This is a genomic window from Halomonas sp. KM072 (assembly GCF_050710315.1).
Classification (GTDB): Bacteria; Pseudomonadota; Gammaproteobacteria; order Pseudomonadales; family Halomonadaceae; genus Vreelandella; species Vreelandella hamiltonii.
The window spans coordinates 173,791-199,394 of the sequence record NZ_CP136132.1 but is presented as its reverse complement, the minus strand read 5'-3'; the positions used below and the strand labels follow the sequence as shown (position 1 = coordinate 199,394).

The 25,604-nt window shown below is 59.1% G+C and carries 25 protein-coding genes; 5 read left to right on the top strand and 20 right to left on the bottom strand.

Annotated features, from left to right (window positions below):
• Nucleotides 1–4: 4 nt before the first annotated feature.
• The 3 genes from pyk to RVM26_RS00960 all read right to left on the bottom strand — a co-directional run bounded on the left by pyk (nucleotide 5) and on the right by RVM26_RS00960 (nucleotide 2,947).
• On the bottom strand, nucleotides 5–1,489 hold the full coding sequence (gene pyk / locus RVM26_RS00970) for a pyruvate kinase (protein WP_498940244.1): 1,485 nt from the start codon (nucleotides 1,487–1,489) through the stop codon (nucleotides 5–7).
• A 98-nt stretch (nucleotides 1,490–1,587) separates the two neighbouring features.
• A complete protein-coding gene (locus tag RVM26_RS00965) occupies nucleotides 1,588–2,079 on the bottom strand; it encodes an ureidoglycolate lyase (protein ID WP_081136249.1) in 492 nt (163 codons plus the stop codon).
• A 37-nt stretch (nucleotides 2,080–2,116) separates the two neighbouring features.
• The gene (locus RVM26_RS00960; RefSeq protein WP_218315035.1) at nucleotides 2,117–2,947 is read right to left on the bottom strand and encodes a bifunctional allantoicase/(S)-ureidoglycine aminohydrolase; all 831 of its coding nucleotides are present in this window, start codon (nucleotides 2,945–2,947) and stop codon (nucleotides 2,117–2,119) included.
• 250 nt (nucleotides 2,948–3,197) lie between these two features.
• On the opposite strand from RVM26_RS00960, the gene RVM26_RS00955 reads away from it, so the two are divergent.
• On the top strand, nucleotides 3,198–4,640 hold the full coding sequence (locus RVM26_RS00955; protein ID WP_498940241.1) for a YfcC family protein: 1,443 nt from the start codon (nucleotides 3,198–3,200) through the stop codon (nucleotides 4,638–4,640).
• 65 nt (nucleotides 4,641–4,705) lie between these two features.
• Here RVM26_RS00955 and RVM26_RS00950 read toward each other — a convergent pair whose 3' ends face one another.
• From RVM26_RS00950 to puuE, 6 genes are all read right to left on the bottom strand, one after another.
• Nucleotides 4,706–5,434 (bottom strand): amino acid ABC transporter ATP-binding protein, encoded by a 729-nt coding sequence (locus RVM26_RS00950; protein ID WP_016916213.1) that lies wholly within the window; start codon nucleotides 5,432–5,434, stop codon nucleotides 4,706–4,708.
• Entirely contained in the window at nucleotides 5,415–6,071 is a 657-nt protein-coding gene (locus RVM26_RS00945; protein ID WP_498940239.1) for an amino acid ABC transporter permease, read from the bottom strand. Before RVM26_RS00945 ends, RVM26_RS00950 begins: the two co-directional genes overlap by 20 nt.
• Nucleotides 6,068–6,745, bottom strand: a complete 678-nt coding sequence (locus RVM26_RS00940) for an amino acid ABC transporter permease (protein WP_498940237.1) — start codon at nucleotides 6,743–6,745, stop codon at nucleotides 6,068–6,070. The genes RVM26_RS00945 and RVM26_RS00940 overlap by 4 nt, the downstream gene beginning before the upstream one ends.
• An 8-nt stretch (nucleotides 6,746–6,753) precedes the next feature.
• The gene (locus tag RVM26_RS00935) at nucleotides 6,754–7,608 is read right to left on the bottom strand and encodes a transporter substrate-binding domain-containing protein (RefSeq protein ID WP_498940235.1); all 855 of its coding nucleotides are present in this window, start codon (nucleotides 7,606–7,608) and stop codon (nucleotides 6,754–6,756) included.
• Nucleotides 7,609–7,876: 268 nt separating this feature from the next.
• Entirely contained in the window at nucleotides 7,877–8,755 is an 879-nt protein-coding gene (locus tag RVM26_RS00930) for a MurR/RpiR family transcriptional regulator (RefSeq protein ID WP_016916209.1), read from the bottom strand.
• A gap of 22 nt (nucleotides 8,756–8,777) precedes the next feature.
• On the bottom strand, nucleotides 8,778–9,704 hold the full coding sequence (puuE, locus tag RVM26_RS00925) for an allantoinase PuuE (protein ID WP_039175422.1): 927 nt from the start codon (nucleotides 9,702–9,704) through the stop codon (nucleotides 8,778–8,780).
• Between the two features lie 262 nt (nucleotides 9,705–9,966).
• Here puuE and RVM26_RS00920 point away from each other — a divergent pair, with 262 nt between their 5' ends.
• Entirely contained in the window at nucleotides 9,967–10,725 is a 759-nt protein-coding gene (locus RVM26_RS00920; RefSeq protein ID WP_039175418.1) for an aspartate/glutamate racemase family protein, read from the top strand.
• A 159-nt stretch (nucleotides 10,726–10,884) separates the two neighbouring features.
• Nucleotides 10,885–12,255, top strand: a complete 1,371-nt coding sequence (locus tag RVM26_RS00915) for an NCS1 family transporter (RefSeq protein ID WP_498940233.1) — start codon at nucleotides 10,885–10,887, stop codon at nucleotides 12,253–12,255.
• Between the two features lie 76 nt (nucleotides 12,256–12,331).
• Here RVM26_RS00915 and RVM26_RS00910 read toward each other — a convergent pair whose 3' ends face one another.
• From RVM26_RS00910 to uraH, 8 genes are all read right to left on the bottom strand, one after another.
• Complete coding sequence (locus tag RVM26_RS00910) at nucleotides 12,332–13,366, bottom strand: ABC transporter ATP-binding protein (RefSeq protein ID WP_081136256.1); 1,035 nt, start codon at nucleotides 13,364–13,366, stop codon at nucleotides 12,332–12,334.
• Nucleotides 13,363–14,472, bottom strand: coding sequence for an ABC transporter ATP-binding protein (locus RVM26_RS00905; protein WP_498940230.1), 1,110 nt, complete (start codon nucleotides 14,470–14,472; stop codon nucleotides 13,363–13,365). The genes RVM26_RS00910 and RVM26_RS00905 overlap by 4 nt, the downstream gene beginning before the upstream one ends.
• Nucleotides 14,469–15,362, bottom strand: a complete 894-nt coding sequence (locus RVM26_RS00900) for an ABC transporter permease (protein WP_498274744.1) — start codon at nucleotides 15,360–15,362, stop codon at nucleotides 14,469–14,471. Before RVM26_RS00900 ends, RVM26_RS00905 begins: the two co-directional genes overlap by 4 nt.
• A 17-nt stretch (nucleotides 15,363–15,379) precedes the next feature.
• Complete coding sequence (locus RVM26_RS00895; protein WP_039175412.1) at nucleotides 15,380–16,333, bottom strand: ABC transporter permease; 954 nt, start codon at nucleotides 16,331–16,333, stop codon at nucleotides 15,380–15,382.
• Nucleotides 16,334–16,386: 53 nt separating this feature from the next.
• On the bottom strand, nucleotides 16,387–18,024 hold the full coding sequence (locus RVM26_RS00890; RefSeq protein WP_139790039.1) for an ABC transporter substrate-binding protein: 1,638 nt from the start codon (nucleotides 18,022–18,024) through the stop codon (nucleotides 16,387–16,389).
• A gap of 449 nt (nucleotides 18,025–18,473) precedes the next feature.
• Nucleotides 18,474–19,190, bottom strand: coding sequence for a GntR family transcriptional regulator (locus RVM26_RS00885; RefSeq protein ID WP_498940228.1), 717 nt, complete (start codon nucleotides 19,188–19,190; stop codon nucleotides 18,474–18,476).
• A 24-nt stretch (nucleotides 19,191–19,214) separates the two neighbouring features.
• Nucleotides 19,215–20,414: a urate hydroxylase PuuD gene (locus tag RVM26_RS00880; RefSeq protein ID WP_498940226.1), complete on the bottom strand. Its 1,200-nt coding sequence runs from the start codon at nucleotides 20,412–20,414 to the stop codon at nucleotides 19,215–19,217.
• Nucleotides 20,415–20,425: 11 nt separating this feature from the next.
• Nucleotides 20,426–20,779: a hydroxyisourate hydrolase gene (gene uraH / locus RVM26_RS00875; RefSeq protein WP_498940224.1), complete on the bottom strand. Its 354-nt coding sequence runs from the start codon at nucleotides 20,777–20,779 to the stop codon at nucleotides 20,426–20,428.
• Between the two features lie 124 nt (nucleotides 20,780–20,903).
• Between uraH and uraD the strand changes: the two genes are divergently transcribed.
• The gene (gene uraD, locus RVM26_RS00870) at nucleotides 20,904–21,446 is read left to right on the top strand and encodes a 2-oxo-4-hydroxy-4-carboxy-5-ureidoimidazoline decarboxylase (protein WP_498940222.1); all 543 of its coding nucleotides are present in this window, start codon (nucleotides 20,904–20,906) and stop codon (nucleotides 21,444–21,446) included.
• A 62-nt stretch (nucleotides 21,447–21,508) separates the two neighbouring features.
• Here the strand turns inward: uraD and RVM26_RS00865 are convergent, their stop codons facing one another.
• The 3 genes from RVM26_RS00865 to RVM26_RS00855 form a co-directional block, all read right to left on the bottom strand.
• Complete coding sequence (locus tag RVM26_RS00865; RefSeq protein ID WP_016916200.1) at nucleotides 21,509–21,865, bottom strand: phasin family protein; 357 nt, start codon at nucleotides 21,863–21,865, stop codon at nucleotides 21,509–21,511.
• A 176-nt stretch (nucleotides 21,866–22,041) separates the two neighbouring features.
• A complete protein-coding gene (locus RVM26_RS00860) occupies nucleotides 22,042–22,731 on the bottom strand; it encodes a glutathione binding-like protein (RefSeq protein ID WP_039175401.1) in 690 nt (229 codons plus the stop codon).
• 88 nt (nucleotides 22,732–22,819) lie between these two features.
• On the bottom strand, nucleotides 22,820–23,515 hold the full coding sequence (locus RVM26_RS00855) for a glutathione S-transferase family protein (RefSeq protein ID WP_498940219.1): 696 nt from the start codon (nucleotides 23,513–23,515) through the stop codon (nucleotides 22,820–22,822).
• A gap of 375 nt (nucleotides 23,516–23,890) precedes the next feature.
• On the opposite strand from RVM26_RS00855, the gene RVM26_RS00850 reads away from it, so the two are divergent.
• On the top strand, nucleotides 23,891–25,582 hold the full coding sequence (locus RVM26_RS00850) for an L-lactate permease (protein WP_498940217.1): 1,692 nt from the start codon (nucleotides 23,891–23,893) through the stop codon (nucleotides 25,580–25,582).
• The last annotated feature ends 22 nt before the right edge of the window (nucleotides 25,583–25,604 follow it).

The following is a 25,604-nucleotide window of genomic DNA, read 5'->3' as shown; positions in this document are numbered from 1 at the left end:
GCGCTTAGGCCTGAGCACTTTCTACATGCTGCTCGTTAATCACCATCACCTTCATGGTGTTGGTGCCACCGTGAGCATTCATGTGGTCGCCACGGGTGAGGATGACGTGGTCACCCAGCTTGGCGACCCCTTGCTTGACCAGCAGGGTCAACGCCTGGTCATTCAGCTCGGTGGCGCTCATCTCGGAGGTATCAAAAGGCAGCGATACCACGCCGCGATAAAGCGCCATGCGACGCTGAGCGATGGGGTTGTGTGCCAGGCCCACGATGGGCAGACCGGAGCGAATCCGCGATGCGATGAGCGGCGTATAGCCAGACGCCGTCATACAGGCAATCGCCGCTACCCCTTTCATGTGGTTGGCAGCGTACATGGCCGACAGGGCAATGGTTTCATCCGGCCGGGTAAAGCCTTCATGAATACGGTGCCCGGACTCTTGCGCCACCCGCTCTCGCTCGGCTCCCAGGCACACGCGCGCCATGGCCTCGACGGTTTCCAGCGGGTAGTCGCCCGCCGCCGTTTCTGCCGACAGCATCACGGCATCGCTGCCATCCAGCACGGCGTTGGCCACGTCGAACACTTCTGCTCGGGTGGGCAGCGGCGCAGAAATCATGCTTTCCATCATTTGGGTCGCCGTGATCACGGCCCGGTTGAGCGAACGGGCGCGCTTGATCATGCGTTTCTGCACGCCGACCAGCTTGGCATCGCCAATTTCCACGCCCAGGTCACCACGCGCCACCATGACGGCTTCAGAGGCTTCGATGATGCCATCCAGCATCGCCTCGTCGGCCACGGCCTCGGCACGCTCGACCTTGGCCACCAGACCAATCTCCTTGCCTTCCTCGCCCAGCAGCCGACGTGCTTCACGCATGTCTTCTGCCGAGCGCGGGAACGAAATCGCCAGGTAATCGACGCCGATCTCCACCGCCGTTTTCAGGTCGGCCTTGTCTTTTTCGGTCAAGGCCGGCGCGGAGAGGCCTCCCCCCTGCTTGTTGATCCCCTTGTGGTTGGAGAGCTTGCCCCCCACGACAACTTGGGTGTGTACCTGCTTGCCTTCGACACGGGTCACGTCCAGTACCACGCGGCCATCGTCCAGCAGCAGGCGGTCGCCGGCCGTGACGTCATCGGCCAGGGTCTTATAGTCGCAACCGACGCCCTGCTGGGTACCGGCATCGCTGTCCATGGCCATGTCGAGCACGAAGTCCTGGCCCTCTTCCAGATACACCGCGCCCTCCTTGAAACGGGCAACGCGGATCTTGGGGCCTTGCAGGTCGCCCAGCGCCGCTACGCTGCGGCCCAGTTGGGCAGCAATCTCACGCACCCGGGCCAGGCGACGCCGATGGTCGTCGGCGGTGCCATGCGAAAAGTTCAAGCGCACCACATCCACCCCTGCCTTCAGCATGGCCTCCAGTACGCCCTCGCGGTCACTGGCAGGGCCAAGGGTAGCGACGATCTTGGTACGACGAAGGGGGATATGGGTGTTTGTGCTCATAAATGTCCTGACCAGTGAAAGAGGAAGTGTTCGCGTATCAGCATACCCCAAGCAAGATGACACTCGCATGTACTTGTTGCAACGGCCAATGTCAGCGATTACGGCGCCACGTGCACGCACAAGGACAGCGGGTACTCGTCACAGTTGTTGCCATCTCCACCGCGGTCCACCACGAGAAACTCGCCTTCCCGCTCCAGCACCGACTGAATGGCGTGCCAGGTGCCTGCTCGGTAGTTCACCCCCTGGCGGCCATCCGTCACGAAGGCCCGAACGTCCTGGGGCGCGATGGTGTCGCCGGGCGGGGCGACCACCACGATGAAACGCTCTTCGTGCAGCGGCATGAAGGCCTGGCTGCCCAGCGGGTGGCGCTCCAGAAACGTCAGCGTCAACGGCAGCGACACCGGCTGGCTGACAAAGATGCTCACCAGGGTGCGCGGGTTGTCGCCCAGCGTCTCGACCCGCGCCAAATCGTGATGCCGCTGGGTACGCCCTGCGTTGATCGGAAACGATGGCGAGGTACGCGCATCGAGCACCTCGCCAAATGGTTCAAATGCTGCTTGTGTCAGGGGTTTTGCTTCGAGTGTCAGCATGATGGCTCCTGGTGGTCAGTGTGCTTGTGCGCCAGCGTCAGCGAGCGCCAAGGCGCAGCGCCGCGTGACGATTCACATCCTTGTACAGCAGGTAACGGAACGGGCCAGGCCCACCCGCATAACAGGCTTGAGGGCAGAACGCGCGTAGCCACATGAAGTCCCCCGCTTCCACTTCTACCCACTGCTGGTTGAGGTGATAGACCGCCTTGCCTTCCAGCACGTAGAGCCCGTGCTCCATCACGTGGGTTTCGTCGAACGGAATCACGCCACCGGGCTGGAACGTCACGATGTTGACGTGCATGTCGTGGCGCACATCGCCAGGTTCGACAAAGCGCGTCGTTGCCCAGCGCCCTTCCGTGCCCGGCATCTCGATCGGTGCGATCTCCTGCTCGTTGGTGACGAAGGCCGGCGGTACGTCCAGCCCCTCGACGAACTCATAGGCCTTGCGCACCCAATGGAAGCGCACCGGCTCGCGGGACTCGTTTCGAACCTGCCAGTGGCTGCCGGGGGGAATGAAGGCGTAGCCGCCAGGGCCCATGAGATGACGCTCGCCAGCCAATGTCAGCGTCAGCTCTCCTTCCACGATGAACAGCACCCCTTCTGCCTGAAGGTCCAGCTCAGGCTTGTCGCTGCCGCCCTCGGGCTGCACTTCCATGATGTATTGAGAGAACGTCTCTGCAAACCCGGACAGCGGACGCGCCAATACCCACAGCCGCGTGCCTTCCCAGAAAGGCAGGTTGCTGGTCACGATATCGCGCATCACCCCTTTGGGGATCAGCGCATAGGCTTCCGTGAAAACGGCACGGTCGGCGGTCAACTGAGTTTGCGGCGGGTGTCCGCCGGTGGGCGCATAGTAATTGGCTGGCATGGCATGTCCTGTCGAGTGGTCAATGTTGATGATGTTCTTGTATACAAAATAAACCGCACTTTTTAAAGCTTATACCGACGGGCTTGTGAAACATACCTCCCAGTAGTAATGTTTTTGGCAACTTTCGTTTCATAACTCTAAAACATACGAACCGAGTTCTGCCGCCATCGATGGGTGATCGCGGCGCCCCGGCCCACTGCAATGGATAACAAGAGCCGTCCCCGGATGGCCCAACAATGCGAGGCCCTGCATGTCACAACATCGCCCCTCTTCTGCGGGTACCCCTGGCACCGCCAAGAGCTGGTGCCGCATCCCGGACATCTACGTGGTGCTGTTTGTCTTTATCGCCATGGCGGCCATTGCCACTCACTTCGTACCCGCAGGAGAATTCGAACGCGTTCCAGGGCCCAATGGCCGCATCACCATCGACCCCGACTCCTATACCACGATCGACCCCAGCCCCGTCGGGCTCACCGACTTCATGCTGGCCATTCCCAATGGGCTGATGAGCGCTGGCGAAGTGGTCTTTTTCACCTTCATGATTGGCGGCATGTTCATGGTGCTCAGGCGCACCGGCATCATCGAAATTGGCGTCGACAAGCTGACCCGACGTTTCGCTGGCCAGGGCCTGCTCACCCTGCCGGTGCTGATGACCGTGTTTGCCCTGATTGCCACCGTGATAGGCACGCAAGAGCTGGCATTGGTATATGTACCGGTCATCCTGCCGCTGATGATTGCACTACGCTTCGACTCGGTCACTGCAGCCGCCGTGGCCCTGTGCGCCACCACCGTGGGCTTTACCACGGGCGTGCTCAACCCGATCAACACCGGCCTTGGCCAGCAGCTGTCGGCACTGCCTCTCTACTCCGGGTACGGCTTGCGCACTCTGGCTTTCATCGTGATGCTGGCCGCGGCGATCTTCTTTGTGATGCGCTATGCTCGCCAGGTGAGCCACTCACCCGAGCGAAGCCTGCTGAACAGTGACCCCGGCGAAGCCGAAAAGCGTGCCCTTTACCAGCATGCCGAGAACAGCCGTGCGCTGGTAGCCTCCACTCGCCAGAAACTGGCGGCGCTCACCACCTTCGCCTTCTTTGCCCTGCTGGTTTACGGCGTCCTGCAGCAAGGGTGGTTCATGATGGAGATGGCCGGGCTGTTCATCATCATGGGCGTGGTCGTCGGCCTCGTTGCAGGTTTGAGCACCGACGACATCTGCGGAGGTTTCAATCAAGGGTTCCGAGACGTGCTGGTCGGCGCCATGATTGCCGGGGTTGCCCGTGGGGTCGCAGTCATGCTCGAAGATGGCCAGATCATGGACACCCTGGTGTATGGCCTGGGTAATCTGGTCGGAGGCCTGCCCACGCTGCTATCTGCCATCGGCATGTTCTTCGCGCAGCTTGGTTTCAACTTCATCATTCCTTCCGGCAGCGGCCAGGCACTGGTCACCATGCCGTTGATGGCCCCGCTCTCGGACATGATTGGCGTGACCCGCCAAACGGCGGTGCTGGCTTTCCAGTTGGGCGATGGCATCGGCAATATTCTTTACCCCACCTCCGGCTACTTCATGGCTACCCTGGCACTGGCCGGTGTCTCCTGGCAGAAGTGGGTCAAGTTCTTCTTTCCACTCTTCTGCGTGTGGGTACTGATAGCACTGGGCTTCTTGATTTTTGCCCAAGCCACGCAGTGGGTCGGATAAGCCACGTTGCACCATACGTAAAGCGGCCAGCCCAGGCCGCTCACGTCAGCACCCCCTTCAGCCCCCTACAGCACCGCCGAGATAAACTGCTTCAGCTCGGCGGTCTGGGGGCGGCTGAACAGTTCGCCCGGCTCGCCCTCTTCATGGATGCGCCCCTGGTGCATGAATACCACGCGATCTGCCACGTCTCTGGCGAAGCCCATTTCATGGGTGACCAGAATCAACGTCATGCCTTCCGCCGCCAGCGCCTCCAGCACGCGCAGCACCTCCCCCACCAGCTCCGGATCCAGGGCCGAGGTCACTTCGTCGCAGAGCAGCACCTTGGGCCGCATGGCCAGCGCCCGAGCAATGGCCACCCGCTGTTGCTGGCCACCGGACAGCTGTGCCGGGTAGGCATCGTACTTGTCGGCCAGGCCGACCTTGCTCAGCACTTCACGGGCGATTTTCTCGACCTCGTCGCGCTTTTCCCCGCGCACCACGACGGGGGCCAGGCACACGTTTTCCCCCACCGTTTTGTGGGGGAACAAGTTGAAGCTCTGAAAGACCATGCCCACGTTTTCGCTCAGCTCACGGGGGGACATGACACCCGCATCCAGCGCTTGACCGGCAATGGTGATCTCGCCGCTGTCGTGCTGTTCGAGCTGATTGAGGCAGCGCAGCAGAGTACTTTTGCCCGAGCCGCTCCGGCCGATGATGGCCACCACTTCGCCCTGGGCAACGGAGAGGTCGATTCCCTTGAGCACTTCCAGGTCACCAAAGGCTTTGTGAACGTTATCAACGCAGACCAGCGTCATAGAGCTTTTTCTCCAAATGGCGCGCGTAGCAGGACAGCGGGTAGCACAGCGCGAAATACAGAAGGGCCACCAGGGCAAAGATGGTGAACGGTTCGAAGGTGGCGTTGTTGAGCATCGTGCCCGCCTTGGTCAGCTCGACGAAGCCAATGATCGAAGCCAGCGCGGTGCCCTTGATGACCTGTACCGAAAAACCGACCGTGGGCGGTACCGAAAGCCGCAGCGCCTGGGGCAGGATGACATGACGCATGGTTTGGAAGTAATTCATGCCCAGCACCCGAGCGGCATGCCACTGCCCCTTGGCAACGGCTTCCAGGCAGCCCCGCCAGATATCACACAGGAAAGCGCTGCTGAACAGCGTGAGGGCCACGGAGGCCGCCAGCCAGGCAGTCACGGGGTACCCCAGCGCCGCCGCACCGAAAAAGATCAGGAACAGCTGCATCAGCAGCGGGGTGCCCTGAAACACATCCACGTAGAGCGCGGTGAGGCGTTGCAGCCAGCGCGAGCTGGAGAGGCGCATGAAGGTCAATACCAGCCCCACCGTGGCCCCGCCGACAAAGGCAATCAACGACAGCACTACGGTCCAGCGGGCCGCCAGCAGCAGGTTGCGCAAAATATCCCAGAAGGTGAATTCGATCATCGTTGTTCTCCTTGCTGGTAGGCAAAGACTCGTTTACCCACTTGCATGAAGACGCGGCGCATCACGAACGCCAGCAGCAGGTAGATCAAGGTGATCAGCAAATAGACTTCGAAGCTTCTGAAGTTGCGAGACTGAATGAAGTTGGCCGCGTAGGTGAGATCGAAGACCGAAATTTGCGACACCACCGCCGACCCCAGCATGACGATGATCGACTGGCTGATCAGTGACGGATAGACACGCGCAAAGGCCGGTACCAGTACCACATGGCGATACCCCTGAAGGGTGTTCATGCCCAGCGCTCGGGCGGCTTCCAACTGCCCCCTGGCCGTGGCACTGATGCCCGCACGCAGGATTTCGGCACTGTACGCGGCAAGGTTCAGGGTCATGGCGATAAACGCCGCCGTGATGGCGTCCAGCTTGATGCCCAGGCCAGGCAGACCAAAAAAGATAAAGAACAGTTGCACGATGAACGGAGTATTACGGATGACTTCGACATAACCGCCCAGCCCCCAGCGTACCCAGGACTGACCGTTTACCCGCAGATAAGCTACCGCTACCGCCAGTGCCAAACCGGTCAAGGTGGTCACCACGGTCAAGATGACCGTGGTGGTCAAGCCTTTGATCAGCTCACCGACGTAGGGCAACAGGGTCAAGAAATCGAGTGTTGGCCCCATGACGACCCTCAGCTACCAAAGCCGTCAGGCAGGTCGGCACTGAACCAACGCTGGGAAAACTCGTTCAGGGTGCCGTCCTCGAGCGCCTGAGCAATCAACCGGTTCACTTCCGTCTGCAGCGCTGCTTCGTTCTTGTTCAGGCCGATATAGCAGGGGGAATCACGCAGTTGATACAGCAGGGTCGGTGCGCGGCGACTGTTGCGCTCGGCAATTTCTGCGGCCACCACGTTGCCGGTCGCGACATAGTCCACCTGGCCAGACAGAAAAGCCGAGATGGTGGTGGCATTGTCCTCGAAACGACGGATGGTGGTCGAGCTGGGGGCGACCTCGGTCAGCTCCATGTCTTCCACGGCGCCCCGCGTCACGCCGATGGTTTTACCGGCCAGCTCGTCGGGGCCGGCGATGCTTTCATCGGCGTCAGCGCTGAAGACTCCCAGGAAGAAAGGCGCATAGGCCTCCGAGAAATCGATTGCCGCTTCACGCTCCGGGTTTTTGCCCAGGCTGGAGATCACCAGGTCCGCCTGGCCCGTTTGCAGGTAGGGAATGCGGTTGGCACTGGTCACGGTAATCAGCTCCAGCGTCACGCCCATCTCATCGGCAATGTAGTTGGCCATGTCGATATCGTAGCCGCGCGGCTGCAGATCGGTGCCGACCGAACCAAACGGCGGGAAGTCCTGCGGGACCGCAATGCGTATGGTGCCACGGGATTCGATGGCTTCCAGCGCATCCGCTTGCACGGCGGTGCTGGCACCCACGCCACCCACAGCCAGCGCAGCGGTCACACCGGTGGCCAGCACGCCGGATTGGCAACGTTTCAAGAAGTGCTGAATAGATTGTGTAAAGCCCTGAGGGATCGTGCCCATGATGCTCTCCTGCAGTTATGCGATTGGCCAAGCCAGCGAGTGCGACAGTCGCGTATGAATAGCGCCGTGATGAAAGCTTCGTTGCAAGCAAGTACAGTCCGAAACTTTTGTTTCACAGCCTCAGCAGAGCAATTACAGGGCCACTCAGGCACAAAGTGCATGGATAACAGCAGTTTGAGAGTTTTTCAGGCAGGCAGATGCCTGTCGAAGCAACGCTTCGACAGGCCTCAACGTTCGTGTTTGGTGCATCAAGAACCAGCACGCACCATTATTGGTGAGCGTCCCAATCCACGCTCATCACTGGCGCTGCCAGCTCACTCAGCGCCTCGTACTGGTCGCTGATATCACTGATGCGCTCTCGCCCATCACTCAGGTTGTGATGCAGCACCGCATTGGCCAGCAGGCAAATCAGGCTATTGGCGGTGGCGTAGCTGTCGAAGGCCGACAAGCTCTCCAGAGGCACTTCCATGAACCACGACACTTGCGGTGCAAAAGTGGCGGCGGTGGGGTCGGCGATCAGCAGCACCCTGGCGGGCGAACGCTCCAGGGCCGTCACCAGTGCCGCAAAGGCCGTGGGCCGACGACGAAAGCCGAACAGCACGATGGTGTCCTGCTCGGTCAAATCGACGATCTCTTCCGCCAGCGACTGGTTGGGCTGAGGCGCCAGGCGTACTCGCCCACGCGCCTGAATCAACTGCTGGCGCAGATGTAACGCCAGCGGATAGCTGTTGCGAAACCCCATGACCACGATCTGCTGGGCAGCCGCCAGCGCATCGACGCAGTCGGCAAACGTGGCGGGGGGCAAACTGGCCAGGCAGCGCTGGAGATTCTCCTGTTCGCGCTGCAGGTGGCGCTGAAACGGTGCACCGCCCTCCTCCTGCATGGCATCGTCATCGATGACCAGCGGCACCCCCAGGTTGCGCAGCTGCCGCGCGTGGGTCTTGACCGTGCGAAAGCTCTCGAACCCCAGCCGCTTGAACAGACGGCTCACCGTGGACTTGGATACCCCCGTCAGTCGCGCCAGATCGGCGGCGCTGTAGACCGCCAGGTCATCGAAATGGTCGAGAATGAACGTGGCGACCCGCTGCTCCTGGGCCGTCAGCGCATCGAATTGGGCGGCAATCCGTTGTCCTATGTGGGGCGTCATGGTGTCCTATCGCATCCTTGGGTTACTGAGTCGGTGCGGGGTGGTGTTCGGCCCAGTGACGAGCGATATCGACCCGGCGGGCAACCCATACTCGATCATGCGCTTCGATATGGTCCAGAAAGCGCTGAAGCGCACGGAAACGGCCCGGGCGGCCCAGCAACCGGCAGTGCATGCCAATCGAAAGCATTTTCGGCGCCTCCTCCCCTTCGGCATACAGTACATCAAAGGCGTCGCGCAGGTAGGTAAAGAAGTGGTCGGCGGTATTGAACCCCTGCGGCGCCGCAAAACGCATGTCATTGGTATCCAGGGTGTAGGGCACCACCAGATGCTGGTGCTCGGCGCCCTGGCTGTCGCTCACGCGGGTCCAGAAGGGCAGGTCGTCGCCGTAGTAATCGCTGTCGTAGAGAAACCCGCCTTCATCCAATATCAGGCGCCGCGTATTGGGACTATCGCGGCCGGTGTACCAGCCTTGTGGCTTCTCACCGTACAGACGCTGGAAAATCTCCATGGCTTTTTGCAGGTGCTCGCGCTCTACGTGCTCGGGCGTTTCCTGATAGTGAATCCAGCGGTAGCCGTGACAGGCCACTTCATGGCCCAGCTCCTTGAACGCCTGCGCCACCTCCGGGTGGCGCTCCAGCGCCATGGCCACCCCAAACACGGTGAGCGGCAGCCCACGACGCTCAAATTCGCGCAGAATGCGCCACACGCCAGCTCGCGAGCCGTACTCGTAGATGGACTCCATGCTCAGGTGGCGGTCGGGATAGCTGGCCGCCCCGATGATCTCGGAAAGGAACTGCTCGGACCCCGCATCTCCGTGAAGCACGCAATTCTCCGCGCCCTCTTCGTAGTTGAGTACGAACTGCACGGCTATTTTGGCGCCGTTGGGCCACTGGGCATGAGGGGGCGTTTGGCCGTAGCCAATCAGGTCACGCGGGTAATGGGAAGACATGGTCGGGCTCCTTTAGCGAGGCAGCGCATATTAGTTTGTATACAAAATAGTCATTTTAACCAGCGCCTGCAATGCAGCGCAGGGCTAATCATTTGAGTTCTCGACGCTTTGACGGCCCCTGCTGAGCCAAGCTATTGAAACCTGAACGATTGGTCAACCCATATCGAGAGCATCAAGTGCATTAGCCCCTTGCACTTGGCTAAAAACCGCCCTATTTTTGTATACAAGATAGAAAATATTGTTCACACAAGAGTATCCGAAAGTGCATATACGTCTGATCAACCCCAATACCACGGCGGCCATGACAGAAACCATTCGTCAAGCCGCCGACAAGCTGGCAGCACCGGGGACCCTCATCAGCGCGACGCAACCCGAGGCTGGCCCGGTCTCCATCGAAAGCCACTTCGATGAAGCGGTGAGCGCAGTAGGCGTTGCCGAAGAAGTTCTGAAAGGCGAACGCGAAGGCGGTATCGATGCGTACGTGGTGGCCTGCTTTGGCGACCCTGGCCTGCTGGCCGCCCGCGAGCTGACTCGCGCGCCGGTGATCGGCATTGCCGAAGCCGCCTTTCATATGGCCACGCTGATCAGCACTCGCTTCTCCATTGTGACGACGCTGGGACGCACCGGCATCATCGCCGAGCACCTGCTGGAGCAGTACGGCTTTCGCCACCACTGCCGCCGCATCCGCGCCGCCGAGATCCCCGTACTGGATCTGGAAGATCATCCGGACGCGGCGTTCAGCCGTATCGTGCAGGAGTGCTGCCGTGCCCGCGACGAAGATGGCATTGGCGCCATCGTGCTGGGCTGCGGGGGCATGGCCAACCTGACCCAGGCCATTAGCCACGAGGTAGGCCTGCCCGTGGTGGAAGGAGTGAGCGCCGCGCTGAAACTGGCCGAGTCGCTCGTCGGGCTGGGCTTGCAGACCAGTAAATACGGCGACCTGGATTACCCGCGCCGCAAAACCTTTACCGGCAAGTTTTCAGGTTTTTCCGACCTGACGCTGCCACCCACGCGCCAGTGAAGAGCTGACACCAGCAACCGGCCGTAAAAGAAAGCACGCCTACAAAAAATCATAACAACACGACGAATATCAGCATCAGCACGCCACGCCGCAAGCGTCTCCCGGGCAGTCTACTGCCCGGGTTACCAATAACATCGATAATCTTGCGAGGACGGTAACATGAGCACTTCTACCTCTGCTCTTACCTCAGAAGAAGCACCCAACGCGGCGCAGTCAGGCGCCAGCAAAGCCGTCGGCGCAGAAAGCCTGGCGCCGCAAAGCACCCGTATCATGGGGCGCACCTCCTACTTTCTTGCCTGGTTTGGTGGCTGCGTGTCGATTGGCACCTTCGCCATGGGCTCCAGCGTGGTGGGCACGCTCAACTTGCTGCAAGCCACGCTGGCCATCGCCATCGGCTGCTTTGTGATCGGCGTGGCGCTGGCCATCAATGGCGCCGCCGGATACAAGTACGGCATTCCGTTCATGGTGCAGGCGCGCAGCGCCTTTGGGTTCACCGGAACGCGTATCCCCGGGCTGGTGCGCGCCGTGCCTGCCATCGTGTGGTATGGCTTCCAGAGCTGGATTGGGGCCGGTGCCCTCAACATGGTGTCGGCGACGCTGTTCGGCTTCGACAACCTGATCTTCTACTTCATCACCTTTCAGTTTTTGCAGATCGGCCTCTCGGTGCTCGGCTTTCAGGGCATCAAGTGGCTGGAGAATATCGGCAGCGCTTTTATTCTCTGCTCGCTGATGTACATGTTCTACGCCACCGTGCAGCGCTATGGCGATGAGCTGTCGGCCAGCCTGCTGACCATGGAAGGCTCCTGGGGCATGCCCTTCTGGAGCGCCACCATGCTGTTTCTAGGCATTTACAGCACCATGATGCTGAATGTAAGCGATTACTCGCGTGAACATAAAAAAGGCACCGGACAAGGGCTATTGACCACCATTTACGCCATGTCGATTCTGCCCTGCACGCTGTTCATGGGTTTGATCGGCTACATGGTGTCCCAGGCTACCGGCACCGCCGACCCCATTCAGGTATTCGCCAACGCCGTGGATAACACCCCGCTGTTGATGATCACCCTGCTCTTCATCGCCTTTGCCCAGGTGACCACCAACGTGCTGAACAACGTGGTGCCGCCCACCTACGTGCTGATGGACGTCTTCAAGCTCAAATTTCCGGTGGCCACCGTGATCGTCGGGCTGCTGGCCTTTGCGACTTTCCCCTGGAAGCTGGTGCAGCCGGAGTCGGCCGCAGGCCTGCAGATGTTCGTGCAAACCTACTCGGCCTTCCTCGGCCCCATCTTCGCCATCCTGGTCGTGGACTACTACGTCATCCGTCGCCGCACGCTGGACATCGGCAAGCTCTACGATGAAAACGGCCCTTATCAGGGCATCAACCAGGCCGCACTGATCGCCACGGTCGTCGGCATCGCAGCCGCCCTCGCTTTCTCATCGGTCTCCTGGTATGCCAGCCTGATCCCCGCCGGGCTGACCTACTACCTGCTGATGAAACACTGGCCCGCTTGCCAGCGCTTCACTCAGTAATCCGCCCTGCCCTTGCCTGCCACCTTGCGTGGCGGGCATCTTTCCGAAAGCATACTCCTTGCGTACCCTGAAGCGTTCAGGCGTCCACTTTCCAGCACGCGGCCCAATGCTGTTGGCCGAGCACTTTAGCGGGAGGCACGTGTTGCCGGCACTCCTCTGTGGCCAACGAACAGCGCGGTGCAAAGGCACAGCCCTGTGGTGGAAACGCCATGTCCGGCGGAGAGCCAGGAATTGCACTGAGTCGCGCACCTTTTAACTCACCAGAAGCACGCGACTGCATCAACCCTAAAGTGTAAGGATGTCGTGGTGCGCGAATAATTTCATCCACGCTGCCTGTTTCCACGACGCGGCCTGCATACATCACCGCGATGCGGTCGGAAATCTCATTGGCAACGCCCATATCGTGAGTCACAAAAATGACCGACATACCCAACTCACGCTGCAAGTCGCGTAACAACAGCAGGATCTGTATCTGAACGGTCGCATCCAAAGCCGTTGTCGGCTCATCCGCCAACAGCAGCCGTGGGCGGCATGACAAGGCCAGGGCAATCATGGCCCGCTGGCTCATCCCCCCCGACATTTCATGGGGATAATTGGACAAGCGTCGTTTGGCGGATGGAATCCGCACCAGCTCGAATAGTTCCAGTGCCCGCGCCAAGCCCTCTGCGTGACTTACCCCCTCATGGCGGCATACCGTCTCGGCGATTTGATCACCTATACGAAAGACAGGGTCGAACGCGAGCATCGGTTCCTGAAAAATCATCGAGGTGGTAAACCCCCGATAGGCCGACAGCTCACGCCGCGACATGGCGAGGATATCTTGCCCGGCTACTGTCACATGGCCTTCCATGGACGTTCTTCGTTCGGGCAGCAGCCGCATCAGCGCGCGTAATGTCACACTCTTGCCCGAGCCACTTTCCCCCAGAATCGTCAGTACCTCGCCTTTGGCAAGGGTCAAATCAACGCCGTTCACCGCCTGCACGCAACGGCCAGGGGATTTGAAGTGCACTTTCAGGTTTTGTACATCCACCAATGGCTCGCTAACGGAGGTCAGCGCCTGCGGGGATGGCTCAGAAGATGTCTGGCAGTTCAAAGGATCATGGGCCGTCATAGCGATGCTTCCTCAACACTCGATGTCGTTGCCAGCAACTGCACTTCGGTTGCCCGGCAACAAGCCGAACGGTGTTCGAAGTGGCGCGTCGCCCCCTCCTTCAACGGTCTCAGCTCTGGCTCTTCTGCACGACAAGCCTCCACCGCCATGCTGCAACGCGGGCAGAATCGGCAACCTCGGGGCAAATCAATCGGGTTGGGAGGATCGCCCGCAAGTGGGGCTGCCTGGGTGCGATTATCGGGATCCATGGAGGGCATGGCCGACATCAAGGCGCGTGTATAAGGGTGAGCGGGTGCCTGATAGAGTGACTCACTCTCGCCCATTTCAGCGACTCGCCCTAAATACATCACCATCACACGGTCACTGATATATCGCACGACATTCAGGTCATGGGAAATGAAGAGATAGGTCAAACCGTACTCTTGCTTCAGGTCGACCAGCAAGTTGAGCACTTGAGCCTCTACCGATTTATCCAGGGCCGAAACGGCTTCATCAAGAATCAGTAGCCTGGGTTCAAGTGCCAACGCGCGAGCAATATTGACGCGCTGGCGCTGCCCCCCGGAAAGCTCATGAGGATAACGACTCGCAAACTGATTCGGGAGCAGGCCGACCTGGTCCAGCAGCTTGCGAGCCCTGGCAGTGGCTTCTTTCTTGCCAAGGCCATGTACCTGAGGCCCAAAAGCGATGGACTCCTCGACGCTCATACGGGGGTTGAGCGAAGCGTAGGAGTTTTGAAACACCATCTGAACCTGGCGACGCATATCACGCAGCGACAAGCCGCCAGGCGTACCGACGGGATCGCCATCGAAGATCACTTCACCCGCATCGGGGGTCAGTAGCTGCATCAACAGGCGTGCCGTGGTGGATTTACCACAGCCTGATTCGCCGACAATGCCTAACGTTTCACCTTTCAAAACATCGAAATCGACGCCATCAACGGCATGCACCTTACTGACAGGACGGCCGAAAAAATCTTTTTTGATAATGAAGTGCTTGCGCAGCCCTTTCACGCTCAACAGTGGCTGGGCAGCCCCTCCTCTATCACGGGGGTCCAAGGGTGTTGTCACGGCTGGAGAAGCGTCTATCGAAACACGTTCAGCATTCATAGTTTCACATCCATGGCAGAGCGCAGACCATCGCTGAGCGTGTTGAAACAGATCGATACCGTAAAAATCATGACGCCGGGCAGAATGGTAATCCATGGGTTGACGTAGATGGCATCGCGCAAGGTATTGAGCATAAGGCCCCACTCCGGCATCGGCGGCCTGGCCCCTAAACCAAGAAATGAGAGACCTGAGGCCAGGATCATGCTGACGCTGATGAGCGAGGTGGCATAAACGAAAATGGGGCTGAGTACATTGCCCAGCACATGGCAGCGGATGATTCTCAAACTGCCCGCCCCACTGGCACGGGCGGCTTCAATGTAATCGGCGCTGCGTATTTGCGTTGTCACACTTTCCGCGACCCGCGCAATGGGTGGTATGAACACCACGGTCAACGAGAATAGCGAGTTGATGATGCCTGCACCCAATGCCCCCGCTAACGCAATCGCCAGCAGCACGGCAGGGAAGGCATAAAACACATCGATAATGCGCATGAAGATGGTATTGGTTCTGCCTCCTACAAAGCCCGCGACAATACCGATCGCGCTTCCTATCACGAACGCGTTCACCACTGGCATGACGCCGATCAATAGCGATAATCGAGCGCCGTAGATCAATCGCGAAAGCATGTCGCGACCTAGCTCGTCGGTACCCAGCCAATGGCCTGATGTACCAATCGGCCGCAACCGCGACATCATGCTGGTTTTATACGGGTCCATGGGAGCCAACCAGGGAGCAAATATCGCCATGGCCAGGATACACAGCAGGATGATGCCTGCTACCAGTGCCACAGGGTCACGCCTCAGGCGCCGAAATACCGGCCCCCAGTACCCTTTGCTTGGGGTCACCTGCACGTCGGTCTTCGCCGAAGCATCAAGAGAGGTCGTTGTCATGAGATTCTCCTAGCCGATCAGCCGCGCTGAATACGTGGGTCAAGGCGCGCCTGGACGAGATCGACCATTAAATTGAGCGCTACAAAGAACAACGCCAGGATCAAAATCGTGCCTTGCAAGATGGGCAAATCGCGCTGAAAAATAGCGTTATTGAGCAACAACCCTGTCCCAGGCCAAGAGAACACGGTCTCGACGAGAATTGAGCCACCTAATAGATACCCTAACTGCAGCCCCATCACCGCTAACGCAGTAGGCGCGACATTCTTGATGACATGCAAAAAGATACGCCGCTCTGCCAAACCTTTAGCGCGCAGCGCTTCAACAAACTCGTGGGCCAGGATATCCGCCACCATGGCTCGCACCGTGCGCGTAACGACGCCCATGGGAATCACCGACAGCGTCACCGCAGGTAGAATCAAGTGACGCAGGTAGGCCCACTCGAAACTCCAATCGCTGGAGCTTCCTGGCCCTGCACCGGAGGAAGGCAGCCAGCTCAGCTCCACTGAAAAGATGATCACCAGCAGCATGCCCAACCAGTAGTGCGGAATACTGACGCCACCCACGGCAACGCCCGTCACGATGCGGTCAAGCATGGACCCCTGGTAATAGCCGGCGAGTGCTCCAAACGTGCACCCCAAGGTAAAGCCAATCATTGACGCAGCAGCGGCGAGCAACAGGGTGTTTTTGAGGGCGCTGAACACTTCTGTCGTCACCGCCCTGCCATTGGCGGCCGACATGCCCAGGTCACCCTGCACGGCTCGGCTCACCCAACGCCCAAACTGCTCTGGCAATGGCCGGTCAAAGCCGTAGGCTCGCTGCACCATCGCGACGACGTCACTGGGCGCATCGGGAGAGACGACGGCGTCCATGGGGTCGCCCGGTGACAGATGGACCAATGAGAAACAGAAAAAACTCACCGCCAAGGTGATCGGAATGACATACAGAATTCGCTTGAGGAAGTAGGTGCTCATCGTGTCTCCTGGCTATGCGCGGAGTGGCTGACAAGCCACTCCGCGTGCATAACTCACTCCTCGATATAGACGGGGGTCAGGTCCTGGAACCAGTTTTTAGCCTGAACGAACCCTTTGACGTGGGGCTGCATCGCGCGCGGGCCAACGTCATGGGCTACCCACAGCCAAGCGGCATCATCGACCATGCGGGCATGGAACTCGGCGAGGATGGCGTCTTGCTCGGCTTGATCGAAGGTGACACGCGCTTCATCCAGCAAACGGTCATATTCAGGGTCATTCATATAGCCCCAGTTGAAGCCATTGGGGGGAGCCATACTGGAGTGCATGAAGCGGTAAAAAGCAGAGAACGGGTCCAACCAAGCGAAGGTGATGTTGGTCGCATGCGCTCCACGACTGCTGGCATCCGCAGCGCCACGACGCCAGTTTGGAAATAACGACTCCCAGTCCAGCACTTCAAACTCGAGGTCGATACCAACCTCCGCAAGGTTTTGCTGAATGTACTCATTCATGGCCAAGGGCTGCATTTGGCCGGAGCCGGAGGTCGAAATGAGCACTTTGATGTCGACGGGATTGTCGGGGCCAAAACCGCTCTCGGCCAATAGCCGCATGGCTTCTTCAGGGTCGTAGCGGGTTTCGAAGGTGGGCTCGCCATACCAGGGATGATCCGGCGCCACGATACCCACTGCGGGCACCATCAAACCACCCAGCATGGCTTCCAGACCTTCACGGTCCACTGCCAGGTTAGCCGCTTTGCGGACGTTGATATCACGCCAGGGGCTGCCTTCTTGCATTGAGAACTGATAAGGCCAGGTGTGCGGATAAGGGTTGCTGGTGATCTCCATACCTTGAGACTGCATACGAGGAATGGCATCTGGCGCAGGTGACTCGATCCAATCGACCTGCGACGAGAGCAGTGCGGAAGTGCGCGAGCTGGATTCAGGCATCGGGATCAGTTCGAGTCGTGTCAAACGAGGCACACGCGCTTCATCCCAATACTCCAGGTTGGGTTCCAGCACGGCACGCTCGCGAGGCACCAGGCGCGTCAGCTTGAAAGGCCCTGTACCCGAAGGAGCGCTGGCAAACGCATCCCAGTCACCGCCCAATGCTTCCCATTGCGCAGGGCTTGAGAAGAGCAGGAAGGAAAGCTGGTAGGGGAACCATGCATCTGGCTCGCTGGTGGTGAACTGAATGGTGTAGTCGTCTACTTTTTCGTAGCCATCCATGGAAGGAATACGGCCCCGCACGTTACCTGCCTGGCGGGCATCGAACTGCTCGGACGCTTCATCGTAAATTTTATCGAGGTTCCAGATGGCAGCGTCGGCATTCCACTCACTACCGTCATGGAAAAGCACACCCTCACGCAGATTGAAAACCCACACTCGCTGGTCGTCCGCATCGACCTCCCAGCTTTCCGCCAGCCCTGGCGTCAATCCACTTACCTCCTCTGCCGAGGACATGTCCCAGTTGATCAACGCATCATAGATGGTGTAACCGAGGAAGCGATAACCCTCGAAGCCGCTATCAGGCTGCCCGGTCGTCAGCGGAATATCGGAGGCCGTCATCGCGATACGCAGCACTTGCTCGTCCGACATGGCTGGGGCTGCGAAAAGCGCTACGCCCAGCGATAACAGCGCGGTACGTCGGGTTTGATGCATGAAACGCAGGGTCGCCACCATTTTCTTGTATACCATTTTAATCGTCCCCTTACTGTTTACTTAGCAGAAAGCAAAGCTCTTGATGCTTATACCGTGCTTAAGTAGTGCAAGAGGAGTGCCAAAAAGGAGGCCAACCATCAAAACGGTGCCAAAAGCAGCAAAAAGCAATGTACAAAAAATATATTTTTCGTATACATGAGATATTTAGCGAGAGTTCTTCCTGACCCTCTTTTTATGAAAGACAACACAATCCTGCTATTGCTGCGCGACGCCTGTGCTGTACCTGTTGGCTTGAAGGCATTGCAACGGTGCAAGCGAGCACGCGTTCAACCCAAAATAGTGCGCCACAGCAGCCGACGCAGCCCTATCAAGGCCACTCATGAGCACACATCGAGGAAGATGGCATCACGGACAGCGCCAGCAGGCTTTAAAACGACCCAACGCCTACCCGGCACTGCGGTGATCAGGCCCTGCGGTGATAGAGTTCAAAGACGAAAGACTTCACGCAGGTCGGGCGTATCACTTTTCTCTTCGACTATCGACAGCGACGCTTCGATGGCCTTGAGGTGACGGCTCATGAAGGCCTTGGCGCGTTCGCCATTGCCTGCTTCCAGGTAGCCGATCAGATCGTCATGGTCGTGGGACTCGCAGCCCAGGTGGCCGCGATGACCATATACGGCGAGGATCAGTGAAGAGCGCGAGCAGAGGCGCTCGACGAATTCCGCCAGGGTGGCGTTGCCGGAGAGCTGCGCCAGGCGCACGTGGAAATCGGCCGAGAGACGGATGGCCACGCTTTGCTGGCCGCCGCGCAGGGCCTGTCGCTCCTGCCTGGCCATGTCTCGCAGCTCGGCAGCCGCCTTGGCATCCATGCGCCTTGCCACGTCGGGCATCAGGCCGCACTCGATGAGCTGGCGTGCATCGAACACGTCCTTGGCTTCATCGGCAGTAGGACGCGTCACGCTGGCCCCACGGCGCGGCGTCAGGGTCACCAGTTGCTCCAGCGCCAGCCGCTGCAGGATTTTACGGATCCCCGTGCGGCTGATGCCAAACACCTCTGCCAGGGCATCTTCGCGCAGCCGGGCACCCGGCTTGAGGCGTTGCTCCACGATGGCATCGCTCACTGCTCGGTAAATGGCTTCGTGGCGCTCGTCGCCCTCTTTTTCCGTGGGCCGCCGTTTCAACGCCGCCTGCGCTTCGCTCATGGGGTCTCCTCTCTGCGAACCGTTTTACTCCTCCCAGGCCGCTATGATATCGCGCTCTTCGTCACTCATGTTGGTGATATTGCCCAGCGGCATGTAGCGAGTGGCGACGACCCGCTGAATCTGCGCCTTGTGGCCCAGTATCTCTTCCCAGTGATCGAAGGCGTAGCCCGCAGGCGGCGCGGAGAACCCGGCGTGCTCAGGGTTACGCGCATGGCACAGGGTGCAGTGCTGCTCCACCAGAGCGGTGATCTGAGCCTGATCGGGGGCCGCGCCGGTACTTTCCACGGCGGCGCGCGGGCTGGGGGCTGCTACCCAGAACGCCAGCAGAATGAGCCCTACGCCTATCGCAGGATAGGCAGGCTGAACCTTGCCCGCATGCATCAGCACGAAGAACTGACGAATCAGCGCGCCAGCAAAGATGAACAAGGCCATGACGATCCAGGCCTGCTCATGGGAGTAAAGAAAAGAGTAGTGATTACTCACCATCAGCAGCACCACCGGCAGCGTGAAGTAGGTGTTGTGCACCGAGCGCTGCTTGCCGCGCTTGCCATCTAGCGGGTTGGGGGCCTCTCCGGCTTTCATGGCCTTGACCATGCGGCGCTGGCCGGGAATGATCCAGAAGAAGACGTTGGCCGACATGGCCGTGGCCATGACGGCCCCAGTGAGCAGAAAGGCTGCCCGCCCGGTGAACATCTGGGTGCTCAAATACGCCACGACCACCATCATCACCGCCACGGCAATGCTCAGCAGGCCGTCACGCTGCATATCCGGGCTGATACGCTTGCAAAGCTCGTTATAGACCACCCAGCCGCCCAGCAGGAAGCCCAATGCCAGTAGATTGGCTTGCCAACCGGTGAGGTTGGCCGCCCAGGCCCAGTTGCTGTTGGGGTTGACCAGGTAGAAGCCCGGATTGACCATATAAAGAATGACGAACAGCGCAAAGCCAGAGAGCCATGTGGTGTAGGCTTTCCAGAACGACCAGTGCAGGTCGTTGGGGAGCTTGGCAGGGGCCGTGGCGTATTTCTGATTATGATAGAAACCACCGCCATGCACCGCCCACATCTCACCAAACACACCCTTGTCACGATCTTCCTGAGCCTTGGGCGTGCGCAGGCTGTTATCCAGCATGACGAAATAGATCGACTCTCCGATCCAGGCGATGGCGGCAATCACGTGGAGCCAGCGCAGCAGCAGGTTGGCAAATTCGATAGTGTACGCTTGCATGTGAAGCCCCCTCAGCTACCGCGATAGGTCGAGTAGCCATACGGCGAGAGCAGCAGCGGTACGTGGTAATGCTGGCTGGCATCGGCCACGCCAAAGCGCAGCGGGATGACGTCCAGGAAGCGGGGCTCGGCAGCCTCGACCCCCTGCTGGAGTAGATAGTCTCCCGCATGGAACACTAGCTCATATTCGCCAGCGGTCAGCGCCTCGCCTTCCAACAGCGGCGCATCACAGCGGCCGTCGCTGTTGGTGACGGTGGTCGCTAACGGCTCGCGCTGGCCACCGGTCAACCGAAAGACCTCGATGATGATGCCCTGACCGGGCTGCCCTTTGGCGGTATCCAGCACGTGGGTAGTCAAGCGTCCCATCGTCACTCCTCATATTGGCAGGGTTATTGGTGTTGTTGGCAGGTTTGACCTATTGGTCAAAGAGTACCGTTGATGCTATTTATTGTATACAGCAATTCCCTTTTCGCACGCTTGGAGAACCCTTGTGCCGACTGAAACGCCTTTGCGACTGTCCCCTGCCCCGAGCCAAAGCAGCCTGGAAACCTTCGTGGCCCACTATGGCGATGTCTATGAACACTCTCCCTGGGTGGCCAAGGCTGCCTGGCAACACGGCCTGGAAAAGGCTCACGACGCCCCGGATGCGCTGGCCGAACTGATGGGCAAGATGCTTCAACAGGCATCCCCCGAGCAGCAGACAGCCGTCATTCAGGCACACCCTGACCTGGCCGGCAAAGCCGCGTTGGCCGGGGAGCTGACCCACGACTCTACCAGCGAACAGGCCGGTGCTGGGCTCGATCAGTGTTCACCGGAAGAGTTTGCCCGCTTCGAGCAGTTGAACGCCGCCTATCAGGAAAAATTTGGCTTTCCCTTCGTGATTGCCGTCAAGGGCCTGGACCGCTATGCCATTCTGGAGGCCTTTGAAAAGCGGTTGAACAACGATCCGGTACAAGAAAGAAAAACGGCCATCGAGCAAATCATCAGGATTGCACGGTTTCGGCTGAGAGCGCGTGCAGGCGACGCCACCTAACGCCCGCTCTTCGGATAAAAAAATGCCGCGCTTCAGGGCGCGGCATTTTCATGGAGCAACCGTTACGATTTGGCAGTATCGGCTGCTTTCTTGGTGGTCTCTTCCGCCATTTTCTGACTTTCCTGCAGGAAGCCCTGGCTGATAGAGGTCACTTTTTCGGAGTCACCTTTCATGCGCTCCATCATGTCGCTGGCCGCTTTCTGCTGGCTTTCCATGGCTTTCTTGAAGCTATCGGCGTCTTTGACGTCGAGCCAGGTGCGCGCCTGGGCGATGGTCATGTCGGAATAGGCGCGTGCAGCATCCATTTGAGCACCGACCAGTTGCTCGTAGTAGTCCAGCGCTGCCAGTGTGTAAGAGCGCATGGGTGAAACAAACACGGACTCGAACTGCTGGCTAGTTTTTTCTGCTGTCTTGTTCATCACTAAATCTCCTTGAGTGAGCTAGCGGTACGATGCGCTCGACGGCGCATCTTGATAGGCGGTTGCCGTTGCTAACATCAAAGCTAGCAGCGCTTTTTGTGCAGCGCAACATGAATTTTTTACCTTCACACACGCTGCATCGCCATTATCGATGACTCACTCGCGATTAATCATTATTAGCGGTTTCCGAACAAGTGCTTACGCGCCAGGTCATCCATGGGCGCACCTGCCTGGGGGTTCACATCCTCGACCAATGCATAGGCTTTGCGAATGGCGGGACGCTGGGAAAGCTCTTCGAACCAGCGCTCCAGGTCGGGAAACTCCTCCAGGGTCTGGCGCTGTTTTTCCCAGGGCACGATCCATGGGTAGATGGCCATGTCGGCAATCGAGTAACGGTCGCCGCCCACATAGTGCTGCTGGGAAAGACGCTGGTCCAGCACGCTATAAAGCCGATTGGTTTCACGCACGTAGCGCTCGATGGCGTAGTCGATCTTGTGGGGCGCATAGTGGCAGAAGTGATGATTTTGCCCGGCCATGGGGCCTAGCCCACCCATCTGCCAGTGCAGCCACTGCAGTACCACATAACGCTCGCGCCCTTCTGCTGGCAGGAACTGGCCACTCTTGTCTGCCAGGTACTCCAGAATCGCCCCTGACTCGAACAGCGCCATGGGCTGCCCCCCGTCGCGCGGGGCATGGTCGACGATGGCAGGAATACGATTATTGGGCGCAATGGCCAGGAACTCGGGGTCGAACTGCTCGCCACGCCCGATATTGATGGGCTTTACGCGATAAGCGAGCTTTGCTTCTTCAAGCATGATGGAGACTTTGTGGCCGTTGGGCGTTGTCCAGTAATACAGGTCAATCATTGCCATCTCCTTGTCCATGAAGGGCTTGCCCATACAGGGTGTGGCCCTTCATGTTGCCTGTGAGTGTCAGCGGCGATTACCGCTTTGCCTAGTATAGATCACGAATGGTCATGGCCTTGCCCGCCACGCCATCGTGCACCGCCAGCATGCGCTGGAACCATCCGGCCACGGGGTCACGCTCCTCCACCAGCGTTTCGGTCGAGACGCTATAGGCCCACATCATGCTGCCGAACAGCAGGTAATCTGCCCCAGCGGGGGAGTCACCATCGAGGAAAGGCATCTCCTTGAGTTGCGCACTGACGGGTACCAGCGCCTGGTGCAGCTGCTGGCGGCCTTTCTCAGGGTCGTGAACCGCCTCGAGGCTGGCCCCAAAGCGCGCTTCACGGGTGGTGCGGAAGTACTCTCGATCCTCCGGGTGGATGGCTTCCAGCAGATCCAGCACCACGATACGAAACAGCGCGGGCGTAATGCTGCGATCCACCAGTTGCTTGAACAACGTGACACGCTGCAAGCCCAGCCCATCGCCCAGCACCGGCGCCTCAGGGTAAGTGGTATCCAGGTAGCGCAGGATATCGAAGCTGTCGGTGACCACCGTGTCACCATCGGTCAACACCGGCACCTTGTCGTAGTGGGCAAATGCCAGCGCCTCTTTCTGCTGAAACCGCCAAGCCACGGTAGTGTATGCCAGCCCTTTGTGGGCCAGCGCCATGCGCACGCGCCAGCAATAGGGGGAAAATCTCAAGCGATCATCGCGACCGCACAAATCATAAAGCGTGATGGCCATGGTCGAACGAATCCTGAAAAGAGGTAAAGAGTGCACCTACACTATACGCCGTCACAGCATACGCGATAGGCCTAGAACATCCCTCCTCTGTGTACTGCCTTTCTCCTCCTTGACTGAACTGTCTATTAGTCTAATAACGGTGTCGACTCGGCGCTTCTTTGCAGCACTAAAAAAGCAATGAATAACAGTCACTTGATATTAAAAAAACGCCTCGACACGCGGCCGAAAAAGCCCCTTTTACTGGTAAGACCAATTTTCCAATATAGTCATTCCAGGCGCCTGACCGTATCTTTCACGCTGTCCCAACTATCATTGAAAATGATGCGTTGGCTTTCGCGGAGCACACCAAATCAATAACAAGGGGCCGTTCCTCCCATGAATGAAAATATACTAGCTCTTCTGGCATTTCTGCCGCTGTTGCTGGCAGGGATATTGCTCATAGGCTTTAAAATCCCCGCCAAGATAGCAATGCCGATCGTTTTCCTCACCGCCGCCATTATCGGCCTGACCGCATGGGACATGTCGTTCAGCCGTGTCGCGGCATCCACCGTTCAAGGGTTGATCCAGACCGCTGGCCTGCTGTGGATCATCTTTGGCGCCATCCTGCTGCTGAACACCCTCAAGCACTCCGGTGGCATCACGGCCATTCGTAACGGCTTTTCAGGCATCAGCCCGGACCGTCGTGTGCAGGCGCTGATCGTCGCGTGGCTGTTTGGCTGCTTTATCGAAGGTGCTTCAGGCTTTGGTACTCCTGCCGCCGTGGCTGCACCGCTGATGGTCGCCCTGGGCTTCCCGGCGCTGGCAGCCGTCGTGGTAGGCATGATGATTCAGTCGACCCCGGTATCGTTTGGCGCAGTGGGCACCCCGATTGTAGTGGGCGTAGGCAGCGGCCTGGACCGTGCCGGTATCACGGCGCAGCTGGAAGCCAACGGCTCCACCTGGGAAGCCTTCTTCCAACAGGTCACCAGCACCACGGCGATCACTCACGGCATCGTGGGTATCCTCATGCCGTTGATTCTAGTGCTGATCATGGTGCGCTTCTTTGGCGCCAACCGCTCCTGGAAAGAGGGGCTGTCCATTGCTCCGTTCGCCATTTTCACGGGCATCGCGTTCGTCGTACCTTACATGCTGGTAGGCGTCTTCCTGGGGCCAGAGTTCCCCTCGATGATCGGTGCCATGGTCGGTCTGGCCATTGTCGTACCCGCCGCGCGTAAAGGGTTCCTGCTGCCGAAAGACACCTGGGATTTCCCGGAAGCCACCTCCTGGCCGGACGAGTGGATCGGCAATCTGCAGATCAAGCTGGATGACGTGGTAGGCAAGACGCCGATTTCGACGCTCAAAGGCTGGATCCCCTATGTACTGCTGGCGATCTTCCTGGTGGCCTCCCGTACCGTCGAGCCCCTGCGTGTGGCACTGACTTCCGTGAACCTGAACTGGACCAACATTTTCGGTGAAACCGGCGTCAGCGGCGGCCTCCAGCCGCTCTACCTGCCGGGCGGCATCATTCTAGCCGTGGTGTTCGTGACCTACTTCCTGCACAAGATGAATCCGCGTCAGATGAGCGCTGCGGTTTCAGAGTCCACCAAGACCATTTTTGGTGCGGGTTTCGTACTCATCTTCACCGTGCCGATGGTGCGCATCCTGATCAACTCGGGCGTCAATGGCGCAGACCTGGTCTCCATGCCCGTCATGATGGCCCAGGCCGTCGCCAACGGCGTGGGTGGTGTCTATCCCTTCTTTGCTCCCGCCGTGGGCGCCATGGGCGCTTTCATCGCCGGTTCCAACACGGTTTCCAACCTGATGCTGGCCGAGTTCCAGTTCAGCATTGCGCAAACCCTGGGACTCTCAACCGCCGCCATGGTCGCACTTCAGGCGGTGGGTGCTGCAGCGGGTAACATGATCGCGATTCACAACGTGGTCGCTGCCTCGGCAACCGTTGGCCTGCTGGGTCGCGAAGGCACCACGATTCGTAAAACGATCATTCCGACCATCTACTACCTGATATTCGCCGGCATCATCGCGCTGGTCGCGTTCTACGTGCTGGGTATCACTGACCCGCTGATGTAACCTCAGTTGGGCTCAGACACCC